14 protein-coding genes and 1 riboswitch are annotated in these 19635 nt (G+C 43.1%); of the genes, 3 read left to right on the forward strand and 11 right to left on the reverse strand.

Features of this window, described 5'->3' with window-relative positions; translation table 11 throughout:
- Positions 1–155: 155 nt before the first annotated feature.
- The 7 genes from HUX68_RS06730 to HUX68_RS06760 form a co-directional block, all read right to left on the reverse strand.
- Entirely contained in the window at positions 156–476 is a 321-nt protein-coding gene (locus HUX68_RS06730) for a hydrolase (protein WP_174614107.1), read from the reverse strand.
- Between the two features lie 104 nt (positions 477–580).
- On the reverse strand, positions 581–1423 hold the full coding sequence (locus HUX68_RS06735; protein ID WP_174614108.1) for an ABC transporter ATP-binding protein: 843 nt from the start codon (positions 1421–1423) through the stop codon (positions 581–583).
- A gap of 346 nt (positions 1424–1769) precedes the next feature.
- Positions 1770–3287 carry a mechanosensitive ion channel gene (locus HUX68_RS06740; RefSeq protein ID WP_246206621.1) on the reverse strand — a complete coding sequence of 506 codons (1518 nt, stop codon included), beginning with the start codon at positions 3285–3287 and terminating at the stop codon, positions 1770–1772.
- Positions 3288–3365: 78 nt separating this feature from the next.
- Positions 3366–4799 (reverse strand): o-succinylbenzoate--CoA ligase, encoded by a 1434-nt coding sequence (locus HUX68_RS06745; protein WP_174614109.1) that lies wholly within the window; start codon positions 4797–4799, stop codon positions 3366–3368.
- A 336-nt stretch (positions 4800–5135) separates the two neighbouring features.
- Entirely contained in the window at positions 5136–5939 is an 804-nt protein-coding gene (menH, locus tag HUX68_RS06750; RefSeq protein WP_174614110.1) for a 2-succinyl-6-hydroxy-2,4-cyclohexadiene-1-carboxylate synthase, read from the reverse strand.
- A gap of 4 nt (positions 5940–5943) precedes the next feature.
- Positions 5944–7674, reverse strand: coding sequence for a 2-succinyl-5-enolpyruvyl-6-hydroxy-3-cyclohexene-1-carboxylic-acid synthase (gene menD / locus HUX68_RS06755; RefSeq protein ID WP_174614111.1), 1731 nt, complete (start codon positions 7672–7674; stop codon positions 5944–5946).
- A 2-nt stretch (positions 7675–7676) separates the two neighbouring features.
- Positions 7677–9059, reverse strand: a complete 1383-nt coding sequence (locus HUX68_RS06760; RefSeq protein ID WP_174614112.1) for an isochorismate synthase — start codon at positions 9057–9059, stop codon at positions 7677–7679.
- 232 nt (positions 9060–9291) lie between these two features.
- Between HUX68_RS06760 and HUX68_RS06765 the strand changes: the two genes are divergently transcribed.
- Complete coding sequence (locus HUX68_RS06765; protein ID WP_174614113.1) at positions 9292–10227, forward strand: 1,4-dihydroxy-2-naphthoate polyprenyltransferase; 936 nt, start codon at positions 9292–9294, stop codon at positions 10225–10227.
- Positions 10228–10241: 14 nt separating this feature from the next.
- Positions 10242–10625, forward strand: coding sequence for a hotdog fold thioesterase (locus tag HUX68_RS06770; protein ID WP_174614114.1), 384 nt, complete (start codon positions 10242–10244; stop codon positions 10623–10625).
- 195 nt (positions 10626–10820) lie between these two features.
- Here HUX68_RS06770 and menB read toward each other — a convergent pair whose 3' ends face one another.
- The 4 genes from menB to HUX68_RS06790 form a co-directional block, all read right to left on the reverse strand.
- A complete protein-coding gene (menB, locus tag HUX68_RS06775; RefSeq protein ID WP_174616367.1) occupies positions 10821–11642 on the reverse strand; it encodes a 1,4-dihydroxy-2-naphthoyl-CoA synthase in 822 nt (273 codons plus the stop codon).
- Between the two features lie 236 nt (positions 11643–11878).
- A complete protein-coding gene (locus HUX68_RS06780; protein ID WP_174616368.1) occupies positions 11879–12469 on the reverse strand; it encodes an ECF transporter S component in 591 nt (196 codons plus the stop codon).
- Between the two features lie 154 nt (positions 12470–12623).
- Positions 12624–12771: riboswitch (FMN riboswitch) on the reverse strand.
- Positions 12772–12906: 135 nt separating this feature from the next.
- Positions 12907–17292, reverse strand: coding sequence for a S8 family serine peptidase (locus HUX68_RS06785; protein ID WP_174614115.1), 4386 nt, complete (start codon positions 17290–17292; stop codon positions 12907–12909).
- A 584-nt stretch (positions 17293–17876) separates the two neighbouring features.
- The gene (locus tag HUX68_RS06790) at positions 17877–18935 is read right to left on the reverse strand and encodes a M20/M25/M40 family metallo-hydrolase (RefSeq protein ID WP_174614116.1); all 1059 of its coding nucleotides are present in this window, start codon (positions 18933–18935) and stop codon (positions 17877–17879) included.
- A gap of 140 nt (positions 18936–19075) precedes the next feature.
- Between HUX68_RS06790 and HUX68_RS06795 the strand changes: the two genes are divergently transcribed.
- A complete protein-coding gene (locus HUX68_RS06795) occupies positions 19076–19624 on the forward strand; it encodes a thioredoxin family protein (RefSeq protein WP_174614117.1) in 549 nt (182 codons plus the stop codon).
- Positions 19625–19635: the final 11 nt, after the last annotated feature.

Consider the following 19635-nt stretch of genomic DNA (forward strand, 5'->3'; position numbering starts at 1 on the left):
CCCTTTGCATTCTCATTCAGCTATTGAAAAAACTCGCATTTGCCTCGTCTTATAGCGAGTGCCGAAGCTTTTCTACTAGGGTCTTCTACCATAATTTATACTTTCTGACGTTATAAAAAGAACAGGATCTTCCAACCCTGTTCTTCTGCTGATGATTACATGTGATTTTCTGATAACACACCCATATTGACTATATGTTCTTTTGTCGCATCATTGCCCAGGTCATAAATCATCCGGAAAGCATCGGTAATCCCCGAATCATAATCATCATTCGACTGATCATGGTGATACGGCCGTATCGGTACATGTGCCCTGAAAAAACCGTTAAAATCTGCATCATTCATACGATCCAGCTTCGCCCGCAGCAGCTGAGCCTCTTCCCATGTAGCATGGATAACAAAATCTGCATTGTTTCCGTATTCAATCCTGGAAATCTCCTGGCTGGCCATATTCACATAATATTTTTTCTTTTCCATACTGCACCTCCCATTCTTAATTTGCCTTAAAATCGAAAATGAATGTACAGAAAAACCCATTAACCGGATGATAACCGATTAATGGGCATATCACTTTAAAAAATTCAGTTAAGCGCGGTCTTTGATGTACCAGTACCAGTTCCTGCACCATTCGCGTAAATACATCTGCCTCTTCCATGCGGAATGCACATTGGCGTGCCGAACATAGGGTCAAAAGTAACATCACACTTCATCTGAAATACCTCATGTACCAGTTTGCACGTTACAATCTCTTCCGGTTTACCTTGTGCGAATACCTGCTTATCCCTAATAGCAACGATATGATGCGCATAACGGCAGGCAAGGTTCAAATCATGCAGCACCATTACAACCGTACGACCATCTTTCTCATTTAACTCAAACAATAAATCGAGAACGTCAATTTGATGTGTCATATCCAAATATGTTGTCGGTTCATCAAGTAAAATGGTATCTGTATCCTGTGCAAGCGTCATGGCAATCCATGCCCGCTGGCGCTGCCCGCCCGAAAGCGAATCAACCGTACGATCCTTCAAATCAACCATATTTGTTACATCGAGTGCTTTATTAACAGCCTGATCATCATCTTTGGACCATTGTTTCAGGAATCCACGGTATGGATGACGACCCTGCTTGACAAGTTCCAATACTGTTAACCCTTCAGGTGTTACCGGACTCTGCGGAAGAATGGCAAGTTTTTGTGCCACTTCCTTCGTTCGCATTTTGGCGATATCCTCACCATTCAATACAATATCGCCGCCTTTGGGTTTCAAAAGACGAGCCAATGAACGTAGTAAAGTTGATTTTCCACAGCCGTTACCGCCAATAAATACTGTGATTTCACCTTTTGGAATCGAAATGTCCAAATCATCTATAATGATATCTTCGCCATAGCCAAGTGTTAAATCCTTCGCTGCCAACGTCTGCATATTGGAATCTCTCCCCGTGTCATTCTTCTTCGCATTCAAAAAAACTGGCTAATTGTCCATATCGGTGTTATTAGCCAAAGCGCAAGCAGAAGACTGTCTTATCAGTTTATTCACCTAAAAAACATACAAAGATAGCTGGAATGTATGTAACTGCTTTTATAATCTCCATATATACAGTTTATTTGCTTTTGGATAATAAGTCAATGACTTTGAGAATCATTTTCAATGAAAAATTAAAGTTTCAGAAAGTACACGAACGACTGTTTCATGATTCTCAGCCGTCATAAATTTTGCATAAAAAAAGGCCATCCGCATTAAATACAGATGCCCTTCCCATATTCCAGATTTATTCATTGTCTTTTACTTTTGTTTCTTCCAGCGTACGGTCAAACTTGGCTAGGTGCTTGCTTGCAAATTCTTTTCCGCCAAGACCGAATGCAAGCCCAAACGCAAGCGCCAGCCCACCCAGAATCAAGATGAACGCTGAAGTAACGATTGATGTCGCAATGCCAAGTTGTGACAGTGCCATGAATCCAGCCAGTACGATAATCGCATATTTTGCGAAAGCGGCCAGAATCTTGATTGCCGGTCCTGCCAGCATATTTACAAGCACTTTTTCAACTATGCCTGCCACAATTAAAGCTATACCCAGTATAAGTACTGCTGCCAGTACATTTGGCAGATAAGCTGTAATGGCTGAAGCAATATCAACCAGGAATTCAAGTCCAATCAAATTTAGTGCCTGCACTGTCAGGAAGAAAACAATCAATACCTGAACAATGTACCCGACAAGTGCTGAAGGTTTCATGGTTGCTTCGGAGGCATCCATATTGCCTAACCGAATTTTGGCCGCCAGTCCATCGAAACCAAGACGCTGTAATAAATCAGTAACAAATCCACCAACTAATTTACCAAGCCACACACCCACAAGAATCAGTGCAACAGCAATGATAATATTCGGAATCATATTCATGATATCATTCAGCATTGAAATTGCCGGGTCGGTAATTCCAGTCAATTCGAGCTTTTCAAGTGCTGCGATTGTTATTGGAATCATAATAAGGACGAATACAAGATTACCAACAAATGCAGCAAGACTTGTTCCTTCAAATAATTTCTGCATCTTCAGTTTAAGTACTAAACCTTCAGAACCTACCGCTTTAAGCAAATTAACGATAATACCTTTGATTATTTTGGCAACGAACCATCCAACAACAAAAATTAAGGCTGCAGCTATCAGCTTCGGAATAAAAGCAAGCACTGTTGCCAGTAACCCCGCAAATGGTTCAGATACACCTTCAATGCTTAATGCATCGAGTACACCAGGGATAAACAGCAAAAGAATCAGATAAAAAACTACTTTACCCACTGTTTCAATAGCATTTTCAGCATCCTCGTCCGTAGCTGAAATCTTCAGCTTGGAGAACACCTTCTGCAAATTAACCTTTTTCCCTCCAGTAACAACCAACCACTGAATAACAGTAGCCAGTACAAACGCCAGAAGTAAAATTAATGCTGCTTTCAATACTGTCGGTATAAAGGCAAAGAATGTTGAGATTAGATCTGATAATGGATTTGCGATCATATTAAGGTTTAACAGATTGAAGAAAATGATAAACACGATGATCAGCAATATGTAATAAACCACTTTCCCGACAATCCGGCTGGAATTTATAGGTTTATCACTTGTTCGGAATTTATCTAACAGCTTTTCATCCAAATCGGTTTTTCCGAGAGCCTTCTCCACGGCATTTGCAATAAGTTTGGCAATTAACCATCCGACAAGTAATGCAACAATTGCAATAACAAAATTTTGCAATCCTTGCATAAAACTTGCGGATAAATACTGATCCATAAAATTCATAAAAACTCCCCTTTCTTGGAATACAGTTATATATACCTTTCAGGGAGTTTTTTAAACATTTTTCGATAATTTTTTACATTATTCTTCCAAAAAATTAACTAATTTAGTTCGAACGATTTTATTGGATGCATTTCGCGGTAAGCTGTCAATAAAATATATTTCCTTTGGCAATTTATACCTGGCAATATGACTTTTCGCGAATTCTAAAATTTCTTCAGCAGTTGTTTCACTGTTTTTCACGACAAATGCTACAGGCACCTGTCCCCATTCCTCACTTTCCACACCGGCAACAGCAACTTCTCTGATGGAATTAAGTCTAGAAAGGATTGCTTCGATTTCACTGGGGTAAATGTTCTCCCCGCCTGATATAATTAAATCCTTTCTTCGGTCTACTACAAAAAGAAAACCATCTTCATCAACATATCCAAGGTCACCTGTTGACAGCCAGCCATCGGCAAAAACTTTTTCAGTTGCATCTTTGTTATTAAAATATCCTTTTGTAACCATTGGTCCCTTGACGAAGATTTCACCAATCCCGTCTTCGGATGGACCAATTTCCAGTTGCGCCGGGAATAACGGTTTTCCTGATGAGCCAAGTTTATCCAAAGCATTATCTGGACTCAGTGTCACGATTTGGGATGAAGTTTCGGTCATTCCAAATGATTGGAACACCGGAACTTTATGTGCCCGGGCTTTTTCCAGCAAGGACTTCGATGCCGGACCTCCTCCAAGCAATACACTTCTGAAATTCTTCGGATAGTCTCGGTCATCAAGAGCATTCACCATTTTTTTCAGCATGACAGGAACCACCGAAGCAATTGTGATATTTTTTGTCATAATTGCATCATTTACCGCATGTTCATCAAATTTTCCCATCAAATATGCCGGAATTCCATAAATAACACTACGCAGAAATATGGACAGTCCACCGACATGAAAAATAGGCAATACAGCGAGCCACTTATCATCTTTGTCCAGCCCGAAATTAAGCATCGATGAAACAGCACTCCACCAGTGATTTCCATATGTGTGCATAACACCTTTCGGAAAACCGGTGGTACCGGAAGTATAAATAATTGTAAATACTTCATCCAGATTTAATTCCTCATGTAAGGGTATTTCTTTTTCCTCCAGTTTTTTTATTTCAGAAAATGTATACACAGAAGCATCCAGCTGCGAACCATGTTCCTGCACCAATACTGTTGCAACGTCAGCATCGTGAATCTGGTAGTTCAGTTCATCGTCAGCCAGGCGCGTATTGAGCATAACGGCAACAGCCCCAAGATAACTCAATGCATGAACAGCAATTACCATATCGCTATGGTTTACTGATAAAATACCAACACGCGAACCAGTTGAAATCCCAAGCTGAACAAGCTTTTTGGCAAATCGCCGGCTTGAATCTTTAAGCTCACTAAACGAAATGGTTGAGCCGTCTTCATGTTCAATTGCGATTTTATCCGGAGCAAGATCCGCTTGTTTTGTCAGCCAGTGTGGAATTGTTTCAGACATTGGTTCATCCCCCTACCGCTCCGGAAATATACTTCGCTTTCACTTTCGAGCATAAGTGCGACATCAGCTCAAGAAAATCACTTTCGCTGTGTCTTCTTTACCGCGGGCGGCTGGTGAGCCTCCTTGTGCATACGCATTAGGGAGTCTCACCTATGCCTTTCCTCCCGCAGGAGTCTACGTATATTTCCTACGCTAAAATAATATATTATTCGACTTTTCCCAGTTTCTAGCTGTTGTCATATTTACTTTCACATGAAAGACCTTTGCCTAAATTCAGCAAAGGCCTCTTATTAACGTATTCAAACAGAGAAATCACGGAAACTTTAACATGTACCACTATCCAACGTTCCTTAAAAACTTAATTACTATTTTACCAAAAATCTGCGGTTGTTCCACATGAATTGCATGTCCCGCATCCTCAATCAGTCTCAAACTCGCTTGTTGCATACGCTTTGCCATCAATTTATTTATTCCAATAAACTTCTCATCATACGCTCCCGCCAGCAGTAAAACCGGCAGTTTCAACTCATTCAGTCTGTCCCACCAAGACGGCTGTTGCCCTGTTCCCATACTGCGAAGTGACATGGCGAGCCCTTCTGCTGATTGGTTTAACCGTTCATTCCGAACTTTTTGTCTTGTTTCATTCGGCAGTTTCTTTTGCGTATCGAACAATGGAATGTTTTCCCAAAAGTCAACGAACGCCTCAATATCATCCCGTTCGAGTCGTTTTGCGAGTTGCGCGTCCCGGTGCCTGCGATCCATTCGCTCCTGATCATCCGACAGACCGGGCGATGAACTCTCAAGGGTAAGTGAACACAGCTTTTCCGGATAGAGCATCGCCAGTGATAATGCTGTCCTGCCTCCCATTGAATAGCCGATCACATGAACTTTATCAAACGCGAGATAGTTAAACAAACTCACCAGGTCCGAGCAGCATTCTTCGATTGTAACCGGCCGGCTGTGCGTTGTTTTTCCGTGGCCTGGCAAATCAATTGTAATAACCTGAAATTCATGCTGCCACTCACGTACAAATTCGGACCATGTTCCAGTGCTTCCGGTGAACCCATGCAACAATACAACCGGTTCGCCTTCACCTGTTGTCTCATACCAATAGGATGTATCACCTTTTGAAAAATACACAAAATCATTCCTTTAGTTTCAATAAATCTATTGTGATGGCTTCCCACTTTCCACGATGCCAGTTCATGTTTTCTGTGCGATCTGTTTTCACTTCAACCACTGATAAGCCATGATACCGGTAACCTGCTTCAAGTGCAGCCTGTAATTCATCGATAGTCGAAGCGTGTGCATATGTTCCTTCATACATCCTGACGATATGGCTGAAATCAACATTCATCGGTGTTCCGAATAATGCTTCAAAATGCTGCTCATGATTTTTTTGCGGTAAAAATGAAAAGATTCCGCCTCCATCATTGTTAATTAATAAAATCGTAATATTGATATTGTATTGTTTTGCTGTAAGCAACCCATTCGAATCATGGAAAAAGGACAGGTCACCGAGCAATAATACAGTCGGTTCACCTGATGCCGCTGCACCAAGACCGCTTGAAACCATACCATCGATACCATTCGCACCACGGTTACCCAAAACATTGACCTGCTTCGAGGTCGCCCCAAAAAATGTATCGACATCACGTACCGCCATACTGTTCCCGACATACAGGGTCCCGCCTTCAGGGATTGTTTCCGCCAGAACCCTTACTGCACTGCCTTCCATCAGATCATCGTCCTGTTTCATCAGATGATGTTTGGCTATATGATTCATTGACTGCCAGGAAGCAAGCCAACTATCATCATAAGTATTCTTTTTAGCAGCAAGTTCTCGGCACAATTCAGCCGCATCCGCATAAATAAACTGAGAGCGGTTGCCAGCGGGTTCCCGGTAACCTGCCTCCTGTTCGACAATAAACTGCGGGACGTCGCCATGTTCCTTTACATAGAAAAGGTATGGCTTGGAAACAGGCATGGCACCGAAGCGGATAATATAATCAGGTTTCAGCTTCCGACGGATTGTTTCATCCCTCAGAATTGCGTCGTATCCTTCAATAACAACGTCTTTATCATGCTTTCCGGCCCGGAGCTGTGAGAGCGGGTCAGCGAGAATCGGCAGCCCCCATACAGATGCAAATTGTGTGATCGCCACAGCTAAATTAGGATCCGTCTGGGGTCCGCACACGATAAGACCTTTCCCGTCCAACTTCAACTGATCAAAAAGCTGTTCTATCTGGTCATCACCCAGCTTCCTTGAGCCAGTGAACGTCGGATAGTAGGCATGACCAGCCTGCTCCCCCCACAAATTTTCCAGGGTGAAATCGGGTAAAAGCGGTTCGCGGAACGGAAAATTCAGATGCACCGGCCCGGCGTTTCCTTGACTCGCGGTTTTCACGGCACGTGAAGCCTTGCTGCGGACATAATGGAGCATGGTATCGTCAGCTTCAGGAAGTGCCATTTCATGAAACCACTTCACATAATCACCATATAATTTCAATTGCCCGATTGCTTGCGGTGCTCCCACATCTCTTAATTCATGTGGACGGTCTGTTGTAAGAACAACCAAAGGAACCCTGCTGTAATAAGCCTCGACAATCGCCGGAAAATAGTTGGCAGCTGCCGTTCCGGACGTACAGACAATGGCAACCGGCTGTTGTTTCTTTTTAGCCATTCCCAGTGCAAAAAATGCAGCCGATCGTTCATCAAGAATCACCCATTGCGACAATTCAGGATGTTCGGATAGTGTCATGGCAAGCGGTGTCGAACGGGAACCCGGTGAAATAACTACATCTGTTAGTCCGCTTTTGGCAAGCTCATCTACAAAATTTGCCGTATATCGAGTCAGTTTTTCTGTGTGATTCATGGTCAGCCTCCTAGCACGGACAACATTGGTGTAAATTTGATAGCTGTTTCCTCATATTCCGCCAGTGGATCCGAATCCCGTACAACACCACAGCCGGCAAACAATGACGCTTCATCCCCTTGAATGAGGCCTGAACGGATTGCTACCGCAAATTCTCCGTTACCATTACTGTCGAGCCATCCAATGGGTGCCCCGTACCAGCCTCTGTCCAACTGTTCATGTTCACGAATAAATTCAAGCGATTTATGACGTGGAACCCCGCCAAGCGCCGGAGTCGGATGCAGTTTACCAATTATATCGAAAATGCTGTAACCGTCCTTCAACGTTGCAGTTATTGGCGTATATAAATGTTGCAAATTTTTCAGTGGGTAAATCACAGGGTGATCCGGTATTTCAATATCCGTGCAATATTGATCCATTCCATGTTTAATCATGCTGACGACAAATTCATGCTCACTGCGGTTTTTTTCATCGTGAAGCAGATTCTCTCCAATTCGCTTGTCCTCAGAGGCCGTCTTTCCTCTTGGCGCGGTTCCCGCCAGACATGTTGAAAGTACATGTGTATCTTCAATCTTAGCCAGCCGTTCAGGCGTTGCCCCAACAAAACAGTGACCATCCTGCTCAAAAGCAAACACATAACTGTTTGATTGCGTTTTTATCAAATTATTCAAAACCGCAGCAATGTCAACCATCCCGTCCAGCTTGACACGAAGTTCTCTGGCCAGGACAATTTTATCCGCTTCATTCTGTTCAATTGTCTCTGTTGCAAGCTTTACTGTATCCATCCAGTCACGGGGGGCAATCTCTTCCTGCCACTTAATCGATGGACCGTCGGATAATACAGGGCGCGGTTTCATCAATACTTCTTCATTCCGTCTGATTATACCAGCTAATTGATTGGCATTTGTTTCCGCATCAGCCCGTACATTTACAGTCAAAAAATATCCGGCTTTATTGACTGTTAACATGTATTCAGGAATGACAAATAAGCTGTGATTAAATTTTTCCCATAGTGATGATTTACGGATTCCCGGATCAAATGACATGCCCCCCAGCGCAAGCAGACCAGTTCCGGGCGTCTGAAAAGGATTGTGTATTATCGCTTCATCCAGCAAGTCCTTCCATAATCTTTCCGTTTTTTGAAATCGGTTGGAATCAGTACTGATGGTAAATGCCTTGCCAATTCCGACAATATAAAACTGTTCTGCAGTACTGGACCAGAATGTGCGATCTTTCGCTAACTGTTTTGCATTCACAAAAAAATACAGCGGATCGATCGCATCTATTTTACGTGTGATGCTGATTAATTTTGCACCATTGTCGTTTATTTCATGAATTGCCCCGTCAAGCACGGACTCAAGCAATTCTTCCTCTATTTCGATCATTTCATGAACCTCCGTCTTAAACAAAGCGGAAGCGCTCTTTTAACAACGTACAAACCGGAGCACTCCGCAATAAGATAAGTAACATACATAAGTACCATATCTATTTTATTCGCTTTTGATGTGTTTCTCAAGAAATCTTTCCTTTTATGTCGTTTTTGTGGCTTTTAACAATTGACACCCCCTGTGGAATTGCCTAAAATTAATATGATATACATTTAGGGAGAGAACAACTGTGAATTCAGCAAATCATACATCAGTAAAACAAGCATTAAATGAAAAAGGCGGATTTCAAATCTGGTGGCGCCTGCTCCGCCCGCACACTTTGACTGCTTCATTTGTTCCAGTCTTTATTGGTACAATGTTTGCCATCCAGGAACATACACTTCATGTCGGATTATTCATTGCCATGCTGCTGGCCTCTATGCTTATTCAAGCCGCAACAAATATGTTTAATGAATATTACGATTTCGTGCGCGGTCTGGACAATGACCAATCTGTGGGCATTGGGGGAACGATTGTAAGGGATGGTGTCAAACCAAAAACGGTCCTGAACCTGGCACTTACCTTCTTTGGAATTGCTATCCTGCTCGGTGTCTATATTTGCGTGGCATCAAGCTGGTGGATTGCAGTAATCGGCTCGGTTTGTATGCTGTTCGGTTACTTATATACCGGAGGCCCTTACCCGATCGCCTACACGCCCTTTGGTGAAATTTTTTCCGGATTTTTGATGGGAACAGTAATCATCTGCATCAGTTATTATATCCAGTCACTCGAATTTACTGCATCGGTTGTGTTGATTTCCCTGCCGATTGCCATTTTTATCGGCGGCATCATGATGTCCAACAACATCCGTGATCTGGACGGAGATAAGGAAAACGGCCGCAAAACATTAGCAATTCTGCTTGGAAGGGAAAATGCCATTATATTTTTAGCAATCATGTTTACTGTATCATTTGTATTGACTGCGATTTATATTTTTGCCGGGCTGTTACCGTTGTGGTCACTCATTTCATTCTTAAGCATTGTAATTGCAGTGGATGTTATTAGGAAATTCCGCGGCAAAACAAAACCGCTGGAAATGCTTCCTGCCATGGTAGCTACCGGTAAAACTAACACGATATACGGATTTCTCTTAGGATTATCATTACTGATCAGCAATTTTGTATAAGGGAGGACCTACAATTGGATGTATCCAACACACTCATCGAAACACTTGGAATCGAAACAGTGAAAATGGACAAAGATGAAGTGATCATGACAATGCCGGTTGACAAGCGGACACACCAGCCTGTCGGATATCTGCACGGTGGCGCCAGTGTTGCACTTGCCGAAACCGCAGCAAGCATGGGCTCCATGTTGAATGTTAATCTGGAAACACATCTTGTTTTCGGCATTGAAATTAACGCAAATCATGTAAAAAGCAAACGCGAAGGAACGGTTACCGCATCTGCAACCCCTACACATGTCGGAAAAACAACTATGGTATGGGAAATTAAAATCACTGACGAAGCGGACAACCTAATTTGCATCTCCCGTTGTACGATTGGGGTCGTCCCAAAAAAATAGCTGCTTCTTTGATAAAACCGCTTGTCCGTTCAGGCGGTTTTTTTGCGCTGTTCCATTATTTTTCTTCTCTTATTACTTGGATTAAAAAGTTTGATCATAAGGAAATATTGATAATATCTCTGTAATAAGTGCCGGATGCACCATGAAAACGGCTTGATGGGAGTTCCATCAAGCCGCATGCAATCTTGTTATAGCTTACGGAAAACGCGGGAATTTTGAAAAGTCGGGTTCGCGTTTTTCTTTGAAGGCGTCGCGTCCCTCTTTTGACTCCTCAGTCCTGTAGTACAGCAATGTTGCGTCACCGCCTAGTTGTTGCAATCCAGCGAGACCGTCTGTATCAGCGTTAAAAGATGCTTTCATCAGGCGCAAGGCAGTCGGGCTTTTCGCAACAAGTTCTTTTGCCCATTGAATCGTTTCTTCCTCCAACTGTTCCAACGGCACCACCTTATTGACGAGACCCATCTTATCCGCCTCTTGGGCATTGTATTGCCTGCTTAAATAGTAAATTTCACGCGCCTTCTTCTGACCAACGATTTCGGCCAGGAAGCCTTGTCCATATCCAGCGTCAACACTGCCCACACGGCTCTCAGTTTGACCGAAAATTGCGTTATCCGCAGCGATTGTCAAATCAGAGATGACGTGAAGACCGTGACCGCCACCAATAGCGTAACCGGCAACCATCGCAATAATCGGTTTCGGGGTGAAGCGCATAAGACGCTGCAGGTCAAGCAAATTCAGTCTTGGAATCTGATCAGTTCCGACGTAACCACCGTCTCCTCTTACCATCTGATCCCCACCGGAACAAAATGCCTTATCTCCCATTCCAGTGAAAATAATCGCCCCGACATTGCCGTCATTTCGGGAATCGCTAAATGCATCGATCAACTCATCAATCGTTTGCGGGGTAAACGCATTGTGCTTTTCCGGGCGATTGATTGTGATTTTGGCAATGCCTTCTTCACATTTCTCATACACAATATCTTCATATGTACGCACTGATTTCCATTCAACTGACAAATCACTCAGTCCTTTCGATTTCAATAATCCATTCCTATACTATATTATCAAATATCGTGATTATTTTACATTATTTTTGTCCGTATTCCTTTTCTTACTATTTACAAATCTTTACATTAGAAAAACTCGGTACTCGACAAGCTGTTGCAAGATGCCATCGTTACCTGTGAAGATAGAAAGTTTAATACTTCCCGCTAAAAAAGAGCACTTCCGTAAACGAAAGCGCCCCTCTATTATTATGCAGCTAAATTCGATTGTTTTTGTTCTATCCAAGTTCTCATTTTTACAAACAGCGGTACAAACAACATTCCCACTATAATACCTTTTATAATATTAAATGGCAGAACACCGAGTGATACTGCTGCCCATTTTGCAGCGCTGCTCATATCACCCCAGCCCATAAACCACGCATATGCAGGCAAAATAACGAGATAATTCAATACGCTCATACCAATTGCCATAATGACAGTTCCGGACACCAATCCGGAGATAATGCTTTTTACACCTTTGTATTTATGATAAAGTACTGCAACAGGTACAATAAACATAACCCCTGCCAGGAAGTTTGCTGTAACGCCAATCGGATCGCCTGCACCTGAAACAATCAGATACAGCATATTTTTTATTGCCTCCACTAGCACCCCCGCCATCGGTGAAAAAATCAGTGCAGCAACTAATGCCGGCACCTCACTAAAGTCAATTTTCAAGTACGGCGGCAAAAACGGCAGTGGAAAATTCACAAAAAATAGGAGCAGCGAAATCGTTCCAAGTAATGCCAGAATAATAAGTTTTAACAGTTTTGATGATTGTACATTTGCAGCTTTCATCATCAATTTCCTCCCTCATCTTTTATCGATTCACATCTATGAAGTGATGAAGGATAAGCCTATTCCTGGACATACAAAAATCCCTAAAGCCTAATCGGGGCCTTAGGGTATTATTCACAGGAAAATAGAGGCGCATACAGCACCATATTTCAGCTCGCATCTTCTCCCATCCAGACTGTAACTGTCGGTCCCGGACTTACACCAGGTCAGCCGCAAAGAATATTCCTTTGCGGGTCACGGACTTAGAACATAAATTGTTCATTACCGTCGGTCGGGAATTGCACCCTGCCCCGAAGATGGAATCGATATGTTATTTAAAGATATTATACTATTAATTTATGTATTTGAAAAGTGTTTTGCTTGAAAAACTATTGATTTGGTTCCCCCACAATTTAAAGAAGGGCGCCATCACAGCGCCCTTCCACATCAACTACCTGTTATTCATCGCCTTCGACATTGATAAACAGTTTACCGTCCGTTGTTTGACGTGTTTCATTACCAAAGTCATCGACGACTTTCACTTCAATCACAGCACCCTCTGCGACCACGTTACTTGGTGCAGTCCAGTAGCCGACATAATGTCCGTCTTCCATTTCCATCATAGGAAGTTCGGTAGCATTGGACACTTTTGCCTTGGCATTTGTCAGTGGCATGTGAATAAAGAATGTTGCTTCTTGTCCAGGCTCACTGTCAAATTCAATCCGTACACTTTCACCTGAATCAAGATGTTTATCCTCAGTCGGTGTCAGATTACTGATCGTCGGTGCTACAAAGTCCACGTCAATCGTCACCGTTTTCGTAGTCGTATTACCGGCCAAGTCTTTGGAAACAACTTCGATTTCATTTTCTCCGTTGTTCAGCAGAATCCGCTTGGAGTATGATCCATCATCAGCAACGTCTGCTGTGCGTCCATTGACTTTTACAAAATCAAGATTGGCATCTGCAACAGTTCCTTCGACAGTCACGGTCTCACGATTTGTTTTATCCCCATCCTGAGGACTGTCAATGGTCAGTTCAGGTTGCATTGTATCCAGCGTAACGGTGACCGGATCAGATTCACCTGTGACAGCACCATCCAATTTAGATACTGCTTTGAATTCATTTGCACCTTCTGTCAGCTCCACGTCGATGGCAAATTTACCATCGTCACCAATTTCGGCAGTTCCCGCTTCTTCCCCGTTATTCATGAGCTGAATCGTAGTGGTAGGGGATGCAGTACCTTCAACAGTCAGGTTCGAATCATTTGTAATCAAACCTTCGTCCGGTGAAGTGATTTCCGGAGCGGCAACTTCATAGCTGACCCGGGCGCGAATCATATAGTTACCCTCACTGACTGGTGATGGTGACCATGTTCCGCCGACATATTGGTAACTGCGTTCAGCATTTGTGCTGCTTTCATCCGTTGCAAGCCCTGGTGCATTCGGATTATCATTTTTTTGGATATACACCATATAGAAATCGCCGTCAACAATTATATTCTGTTCGCGAAGATCAACGACAGTCCACTCGTCCAGATCACGAATTGCTTCAGCATCGATTGGACCGGCAATCTTTTCGCCGGGTGCACCATCAGGACCGGATGCATCCCATACTTCAACCGCAAAGTCTGTGCCACCCGGAACCGGCCAGTCCGTACCATGGAACTGGAAGACACCTTCTGTCACGACAGCTGAGTCTTTACCCTCAGGCAAGGACATTTTTACTGCCCAGCCATTTCCAGCATCATAGAATGCACGTGCATTTTCTGCAGTTCCATCATCATAGCCGATTTCACCGCCAGGATACGTGTAAAATGGTTCCAGCTCGATATCAAGTTGTTTGTCTTCAGTAAGGTTTACTTCAATTTCCTTACTGTAGTAATCTCTTGCAAGCACTTTTACAGTGTATGTTCCTTCATATCCCGTAATGGAATAGTTACCATTTTCATCAGAAGTGACAGGCTCAACGTTAGCATCCTCCACCAGCATGATGGTTGCACCTTCAATAGGTTCACCTGTCTGCTGGTCAGTAATCGTACCGCTGATTGTTGCCTGTGGAAGTTCTTCAAGGGTAAAGTCTGCCTGCACGGTAGCATCTGCTTCCAGTGTTACGGATTGTTCTTCTGATGCAAACCCGTACGATTCTGCTTTCAGTGTATAGGTTCCTGCTGCATGGCTTAATGAATAGTTACCTGTTGCCGGATCAGTCGTTACCGAACGACCGGATTCCAATACACTTACAGTCGCACTCATTGGCAGCAGATTTGGATTTACTGCGTCCTCCTTAACAGGTGGTTTTTCTTCTTTAGGCATTAACGGCTTGATCTTATCGGGATTAACGTTTTCCTTCAAACCAGCTTTCGGATTAGCCTTAACAACGCCAAGTCCATTGCCGCGGAACAGACGATTCTTATCGCCATTGTTACCGTTATTACCCTTTTGCTTTCCAAGGGAGGCTTTGCTGCTTTGTGACGTATCCGTTAATGCTACATCATCAATATACCAGCCCGGTTCAGTAACACTTCCGTCAGTGGTCAAATTAAACCCGATATATACACGCTGACCGCTGTATTCAGATAAATCAACTTCTGCAGGGGCCCAACCGTTTGAATCGCCTTCTATTTGCTGCAGTTGCGTCCATTCCTCACGATCAGTGGAAATGAATACATGGCCGAAATCATAGGCATTTCCGGAATCGTATTTTTCCAGGTTATGCCACTGATTGAACTGCAAATATGCATTTCCTTCCGGTAAGTCAATCGGCGGCATAACTAATGTTGCATTCGTATCGTCCCCATATTCGCCATCAAGGTTTGTTGCATAAACCTTTTCACCTGATGCTGCACTATCAGGACCTGATGTTGGTTCACCCCACTCCCAACTGTTATTGGTTCCAAAAGAACTCCAACCAGTAGGGTCTGCTTCAAAATCTTCCGAATATCCAACGGAAATACCAGCTTTTACTTCAACGTTATATTCTTCACTGACAACTTCATTATCGCCAAAATCGTTAACGATCCATTTATATGTCAGGGTTCCTTCAGCAATTTGATCGCCGGGAATTGTGGCTTCATATTCTCCATCTTTAAAATCACCGGAGATACGCCCGGCATCAATCGTCTGCCAGTCCCCATTCGTATCAAGGTAGCTCAATTGAACCGTATTGACACTGATGTTGTCACTAACCTGAACATTCAAATCAAGATCCATACCTTCATACGTTTGACTTGGAGGATTGTGGTCAAGTACAGGTGCCTCACTATCTTCACCAGGCTTTGTAACCGTACCTTCAATTGTGCCTATTCCACTTTGAATGGCTGCTACGGCAGCATTTGCATTAACCAGACCATATCCATATCCATTATTCGGTGACTCAGGATATTCGTCATCGGTTAATGGAATGGCAGTATCCATCATAATCTGCTCCATTTCATCGACAGTCAGGCCGCTGTCAACCTGATGCATCAACGCTGCGACACCCGCTACTGCCGGTGCAGCCATTGAAGTGCCGCTCCAACCGCCTTCATATCCACTTCCAGGTACAGAGGATCGTACCCCTACTCCGGGTGCCGAAACGTCAGGTTTTATTTCATCATAAGGTGATGGTCCCTCCAATGAAAAACCTGCTAAATTATTATTACTATCCGTTGCCCCAACTGCAAAAGATTCCGGATAATTTGCTGGTGCTGCAACGGAACCGGGACCACCTGGATTAAACAAACCAGTGTTACCGGCAGAGAATACCGGCAAAATTCCTGCGGCTCTCCAGTTGATTACAACATCACGATACCATTCATCGAGTCCTGGTCCGCCTCCCCAGGAATTATTTACAATATCAGGCGCCTTATCGACACGGGCATTCCCTTCTGAATCTGTCGGTGCCAAAATCCATTCAGCAGCCTCAAGCAGATCAACGTCCGTTCCGCCCGCAGATGTAAATGCTTTTACGGAAATAAACTGCGCCCCCGGTGCAACACCAATCTGATTGGATCCGTCCGGTTCACTTCCTACCATTGTACCGATTGTGTGTGTACCATGCCCCAAATCATCATATGGCTCAGCTTGACCTTCCGTTGTATCAAGCCAATTAAAATCATGATTTACTTCACCTGTTGCCTCATCATAACCACGGTAGTTATCTTTCAAAGCCGGGTGATTCCACTGAACACCGGTATCAATACTGGCAACAACTGTACCGGAGCCGTCGATACCCGATTCCCAAACCTGTGGAGCTCTGACTTGTTCCACATTCCACTCCACATTATCTGATCCTGAATTAGGTGTTTTAGCATTTTTTGTCACAGCATTAAATAGCTGCCTTGTTTCGTTAGGTAAAATTTTCTCGACTTCGGCAAAGCTTGCTACATTTTTCGCCACTTCCTTAGTAGCAGTAACAGCCATCCCATTGACAATATAAAACGATTGAATATTGTCAGCATTGCCTTTTTTCTTTTGCTCCTGCAAATATTTCTTTACATTGCGCTGTGACTCAAGGGAGGTTGACTTCAGTTCGGAAATTACTGCTGAACGCTGCACAAATTCTGTCTTTTGTGCGGTAAGATCTGCAGATTTTGCACTTTTCCTGGCTTGTTTTGCGATCTTCATCGAATCTGTTGTTTCTTTAAACTTAATCAGGAAAGTCACTTTTTCCTTCTGCTTAAACTGCTTTTGCAGCCGGTTGTTCATCTTTTCTTTTGCAACAGCCTGGGTGTCTTTAACCGATTCATGAAGTTTTCCACTCGACTCGGCGTAAGAAAGCCCCGGCATTACAAGCGAAAATACCATAAGCAGTGATGCGACCATACTAAAGATCTGCACTTGACGCTTTTTCTTGCGCAATTTCATTCCTCCTCCTTGTTTTTAAAATACCGTAATACACAAAAAAGCTCCCACTCGCCTCCTTTACTAATAAAATCAGTGCCGGTTCTCAGCTGAAAGTGGAGCTGTTTGTAATATCTTTGTTGTTATTGTAATCGTACTGTATTATTTTTGAATTTTCCGTCGAACGATGTCGATAAATCTACCTACCACAACAACTGATAAATTTGTCGTATTTTGAGAGGATTACCCGCTGGACAAAAGTACCAGTTTTTACCTGCTACACATGATATAATAAGAGCTAAAACATGGTTATATCAGTATAAAAGCGTGTATCACCTAAATTTCAACATTTATCTTTCATTCTTTAATTAAAAAAAACGCATCGAAAAGACCACTATATTTCCTTTTCAATTACAATCTTTTGGGTTATTGCATAAATTATGGTTATTTTTTCCTGTTATGACACATGCACCAAATGTTTATAGATAGAATGGCATAGAATTTTCCAGTAAAATGAGGTTCTTTTATACTAGTAAAAACCTTCGAAATTTATGGACATAAAAAACCCCGAATCGTAAAAAAGATTCAGGGTTCTTGAAACATTTGATTCAGTCTTCAAGTGGATTCAGACTTTCATCCCCATCCAAATTAGCAATCATCGTTACCAGCAATTCGATTTCTTCTTCAATATCTTTTATGCTTGCCGATTCCACCGGTGAATGCATATAACGAAGTGGAAGCGAAACGAGTGACACGGGTACTCCCCGGCCTGTCAAACGCATTCTGTCCGCATCGGTTCCTGTCATTCTCGGTGTCAGCTCATACTGCACATTCATCTTCAGTTCCCGTGCAGTTTTCTCGAGCAGCTTATTGATTTTACTGTTAATCGGCGCACCTTTTGCCAATACCGGTCCACCTTCCAATTTTACATCACCATGCTTGTTTTTATTTACACCCGGGTAGTCAGTCGCGAACGTCACATCGATGGCAAGGGCCATGGTTGGTTCAATCCCGGCAGCAGCAAAATATGCCCCGCCCATATTCGTTTCTTCATTAACAGTACTTGCCGCGTATACACCGACATTACTTCCCGTTTCAGACAGCCGTTTCAAAACTTCTGCTACGATAAACGACCCTGTCCGGTTATCCAGGCCGCGGCCGGATACATAACGGTCCATCAGTATTTCGGGATCTGTTTTATAGACCGCTAAATCCCCGATCTGCACATATTTTTCCGCTTCTTCTTTTTTGCGGTACCCACAGTCGATAAACAAATCTTCCAAATCAAAATCATTTTTCAACCCGCCATGGTGCTGGGCATTGACCCCGATTACACCTGTTACCTGTCCATTATAGCCGAGGACGGTAACCTTCATCCCGACAGCGGCTTTCGGGTTAATGCCGCCCATTTTGTCAAAATGCAAAAATCCATCCTCATCAATCCGGTTAATAACGAGAGCAATTTCATCACAATGACCGGCCAGCAGCACTTTAAACGGTGCAGCAGGATTGAGGACACCAATTGCGTTTCCTGCATGATCCGTTTTGATTTCATCTGCAAAATTCTGTACATAGCTGATCCACTTTTTCTGAATTTCCACTTCATTGCTTGATGGTGAAGGTGTATGTAATAGTTCCAGCAAGAAGTCCCGGTTCGCTTTTTCCATTTTTATCCTCCTTCAATCCTGATTCGTAAGTTTCCACGTTCCCATCATAGCAGACTTTCCGATATGAAGCACATCTGTTTACCTTGTATGGCCAATTGGGTAAACTTAGTGCAGAATCACATTGAAGGAGTGGACGACAAATGAATCTGAACGACTGGTTTGATAAAGGGATGAACCCTGATGCTTATATCGAGGCAATGGAACAGAACAAAGAAAACCTGCTGCATATTTACGACAACTTCACACCACCTGAGGACGATGCATTTATACAAGAATTACAGAATAAAAATTTGCGTGCTATTGTTCTAACTGAAGATTGGTGTGGTGATGCGATGTTGAATATCCCTGTATTGTTGCGGTTGGCAGAACAGGCACACGTTCCGGTTCGTATGCTTTTAAGAGATCAGAACCTCGAACTGATGGATCAATACCTGACCAACGGCAAATCCCGCTCTATCCCTATTTTTATTTTCATTGATGAGGATGGAAAGGAAGCAGCAAAATGGGGACCGCGTGCCGATAAAGTCCAGGAATATGTCGATGAATCCAGACAAAAGCTTCCGGCGAAAGAGGCCGATGACTATGATGAAAAAGCAAAAGAAATGTACATGTTTATGTCCAAATCATTCCGCGACAACGCGTCTTTTTGGAAGTCGGTTTATGAAAGCATTAAAAATACATTGAAATAACCTTAGAAAAC

The organism is Virgibacillus ihumii (assembly GCF_902726655.1).
Taxonomy (GTDB): Bacteria; Bacillota; Bacilli; order Bacillales; family Amphibacillaceae; genus Lentibacillus; species Lentibacillus ihumii.

Excerpts from the sequence above, each read along its gene's own strand:
- HUX68_RS06730 (WP_174614107.1), bottom strand. The coding sequence starts at position 476 with ATGGAAAAGAAAAAATATTATGTGAATATGGCCAGCCAGGAGATTTCC.
- HUX68_RS06735 (WP_174614108.1), bottom strand. The coding sequence starts at position 1,423 with ATGCAGACGTTGGCAGCGAAGGATTTAACACTTGGCTATGGCGAAGAT.
- HUX68_RS06740 (WP_246206621.1), bottom strand. The coding sequence starts at position 3,287 with ATGAATTTTATGGATCAGTATTTATCCGCAAGTTTTATGCAAGGATTG.
- HUX68_RS06745 (WP_174614109.1), bottom strand. The coding sequence starts at position 4,799 with ATGTCTGAAACAATTCCACACTGGCTGACAAAACAAGCGGATCTTGCT.
- menD (WP_174614111.1), bottom strand. The coding sequence starts at position 7,674 with ATGAATCACACAGAAAAACTGACTCGATATACGGCAAATTTTGTAGAT.
- HUX68_RS06760 (WP_174614112.1), bottom strand. The coding sequence starts at position 9,059 with ATGATCGAAATAGAGGAAGAATTGCTTGAGTCCGTGCTTGACGGGGCA.
- HUX68_RS06780 (WP_174616368.1), bottom strand. The coding sequence starts at position 12,469 with ATGAAAGCTGCAAATGTACAATCATCAAAACTGTTAAAACTTATTATT.
- HUX68_RS06785 (WP_174614115.1), bottom strand. The coding sequence starts at position 17,292 with ATGAAATTGCGCAAGAAAAAGCGTCAAGTGCAGATCTTTAGTATGGTC.
- HUX68_RS06790 (WP_174614116.1), bottom strand. The coding sequence starts at position 18,935 with ATGGAAAAAGCGAACCGGGACTTCTTGCTGGAACTATTACATACACCT.
- HUX68_RS06795 (WP_174614117.1), top strand. The coding sequence starts at position 19,076 with ATGAATCTGAACGACTGGTTTGATAAAGGGATGAACCCTGATGCTTAT.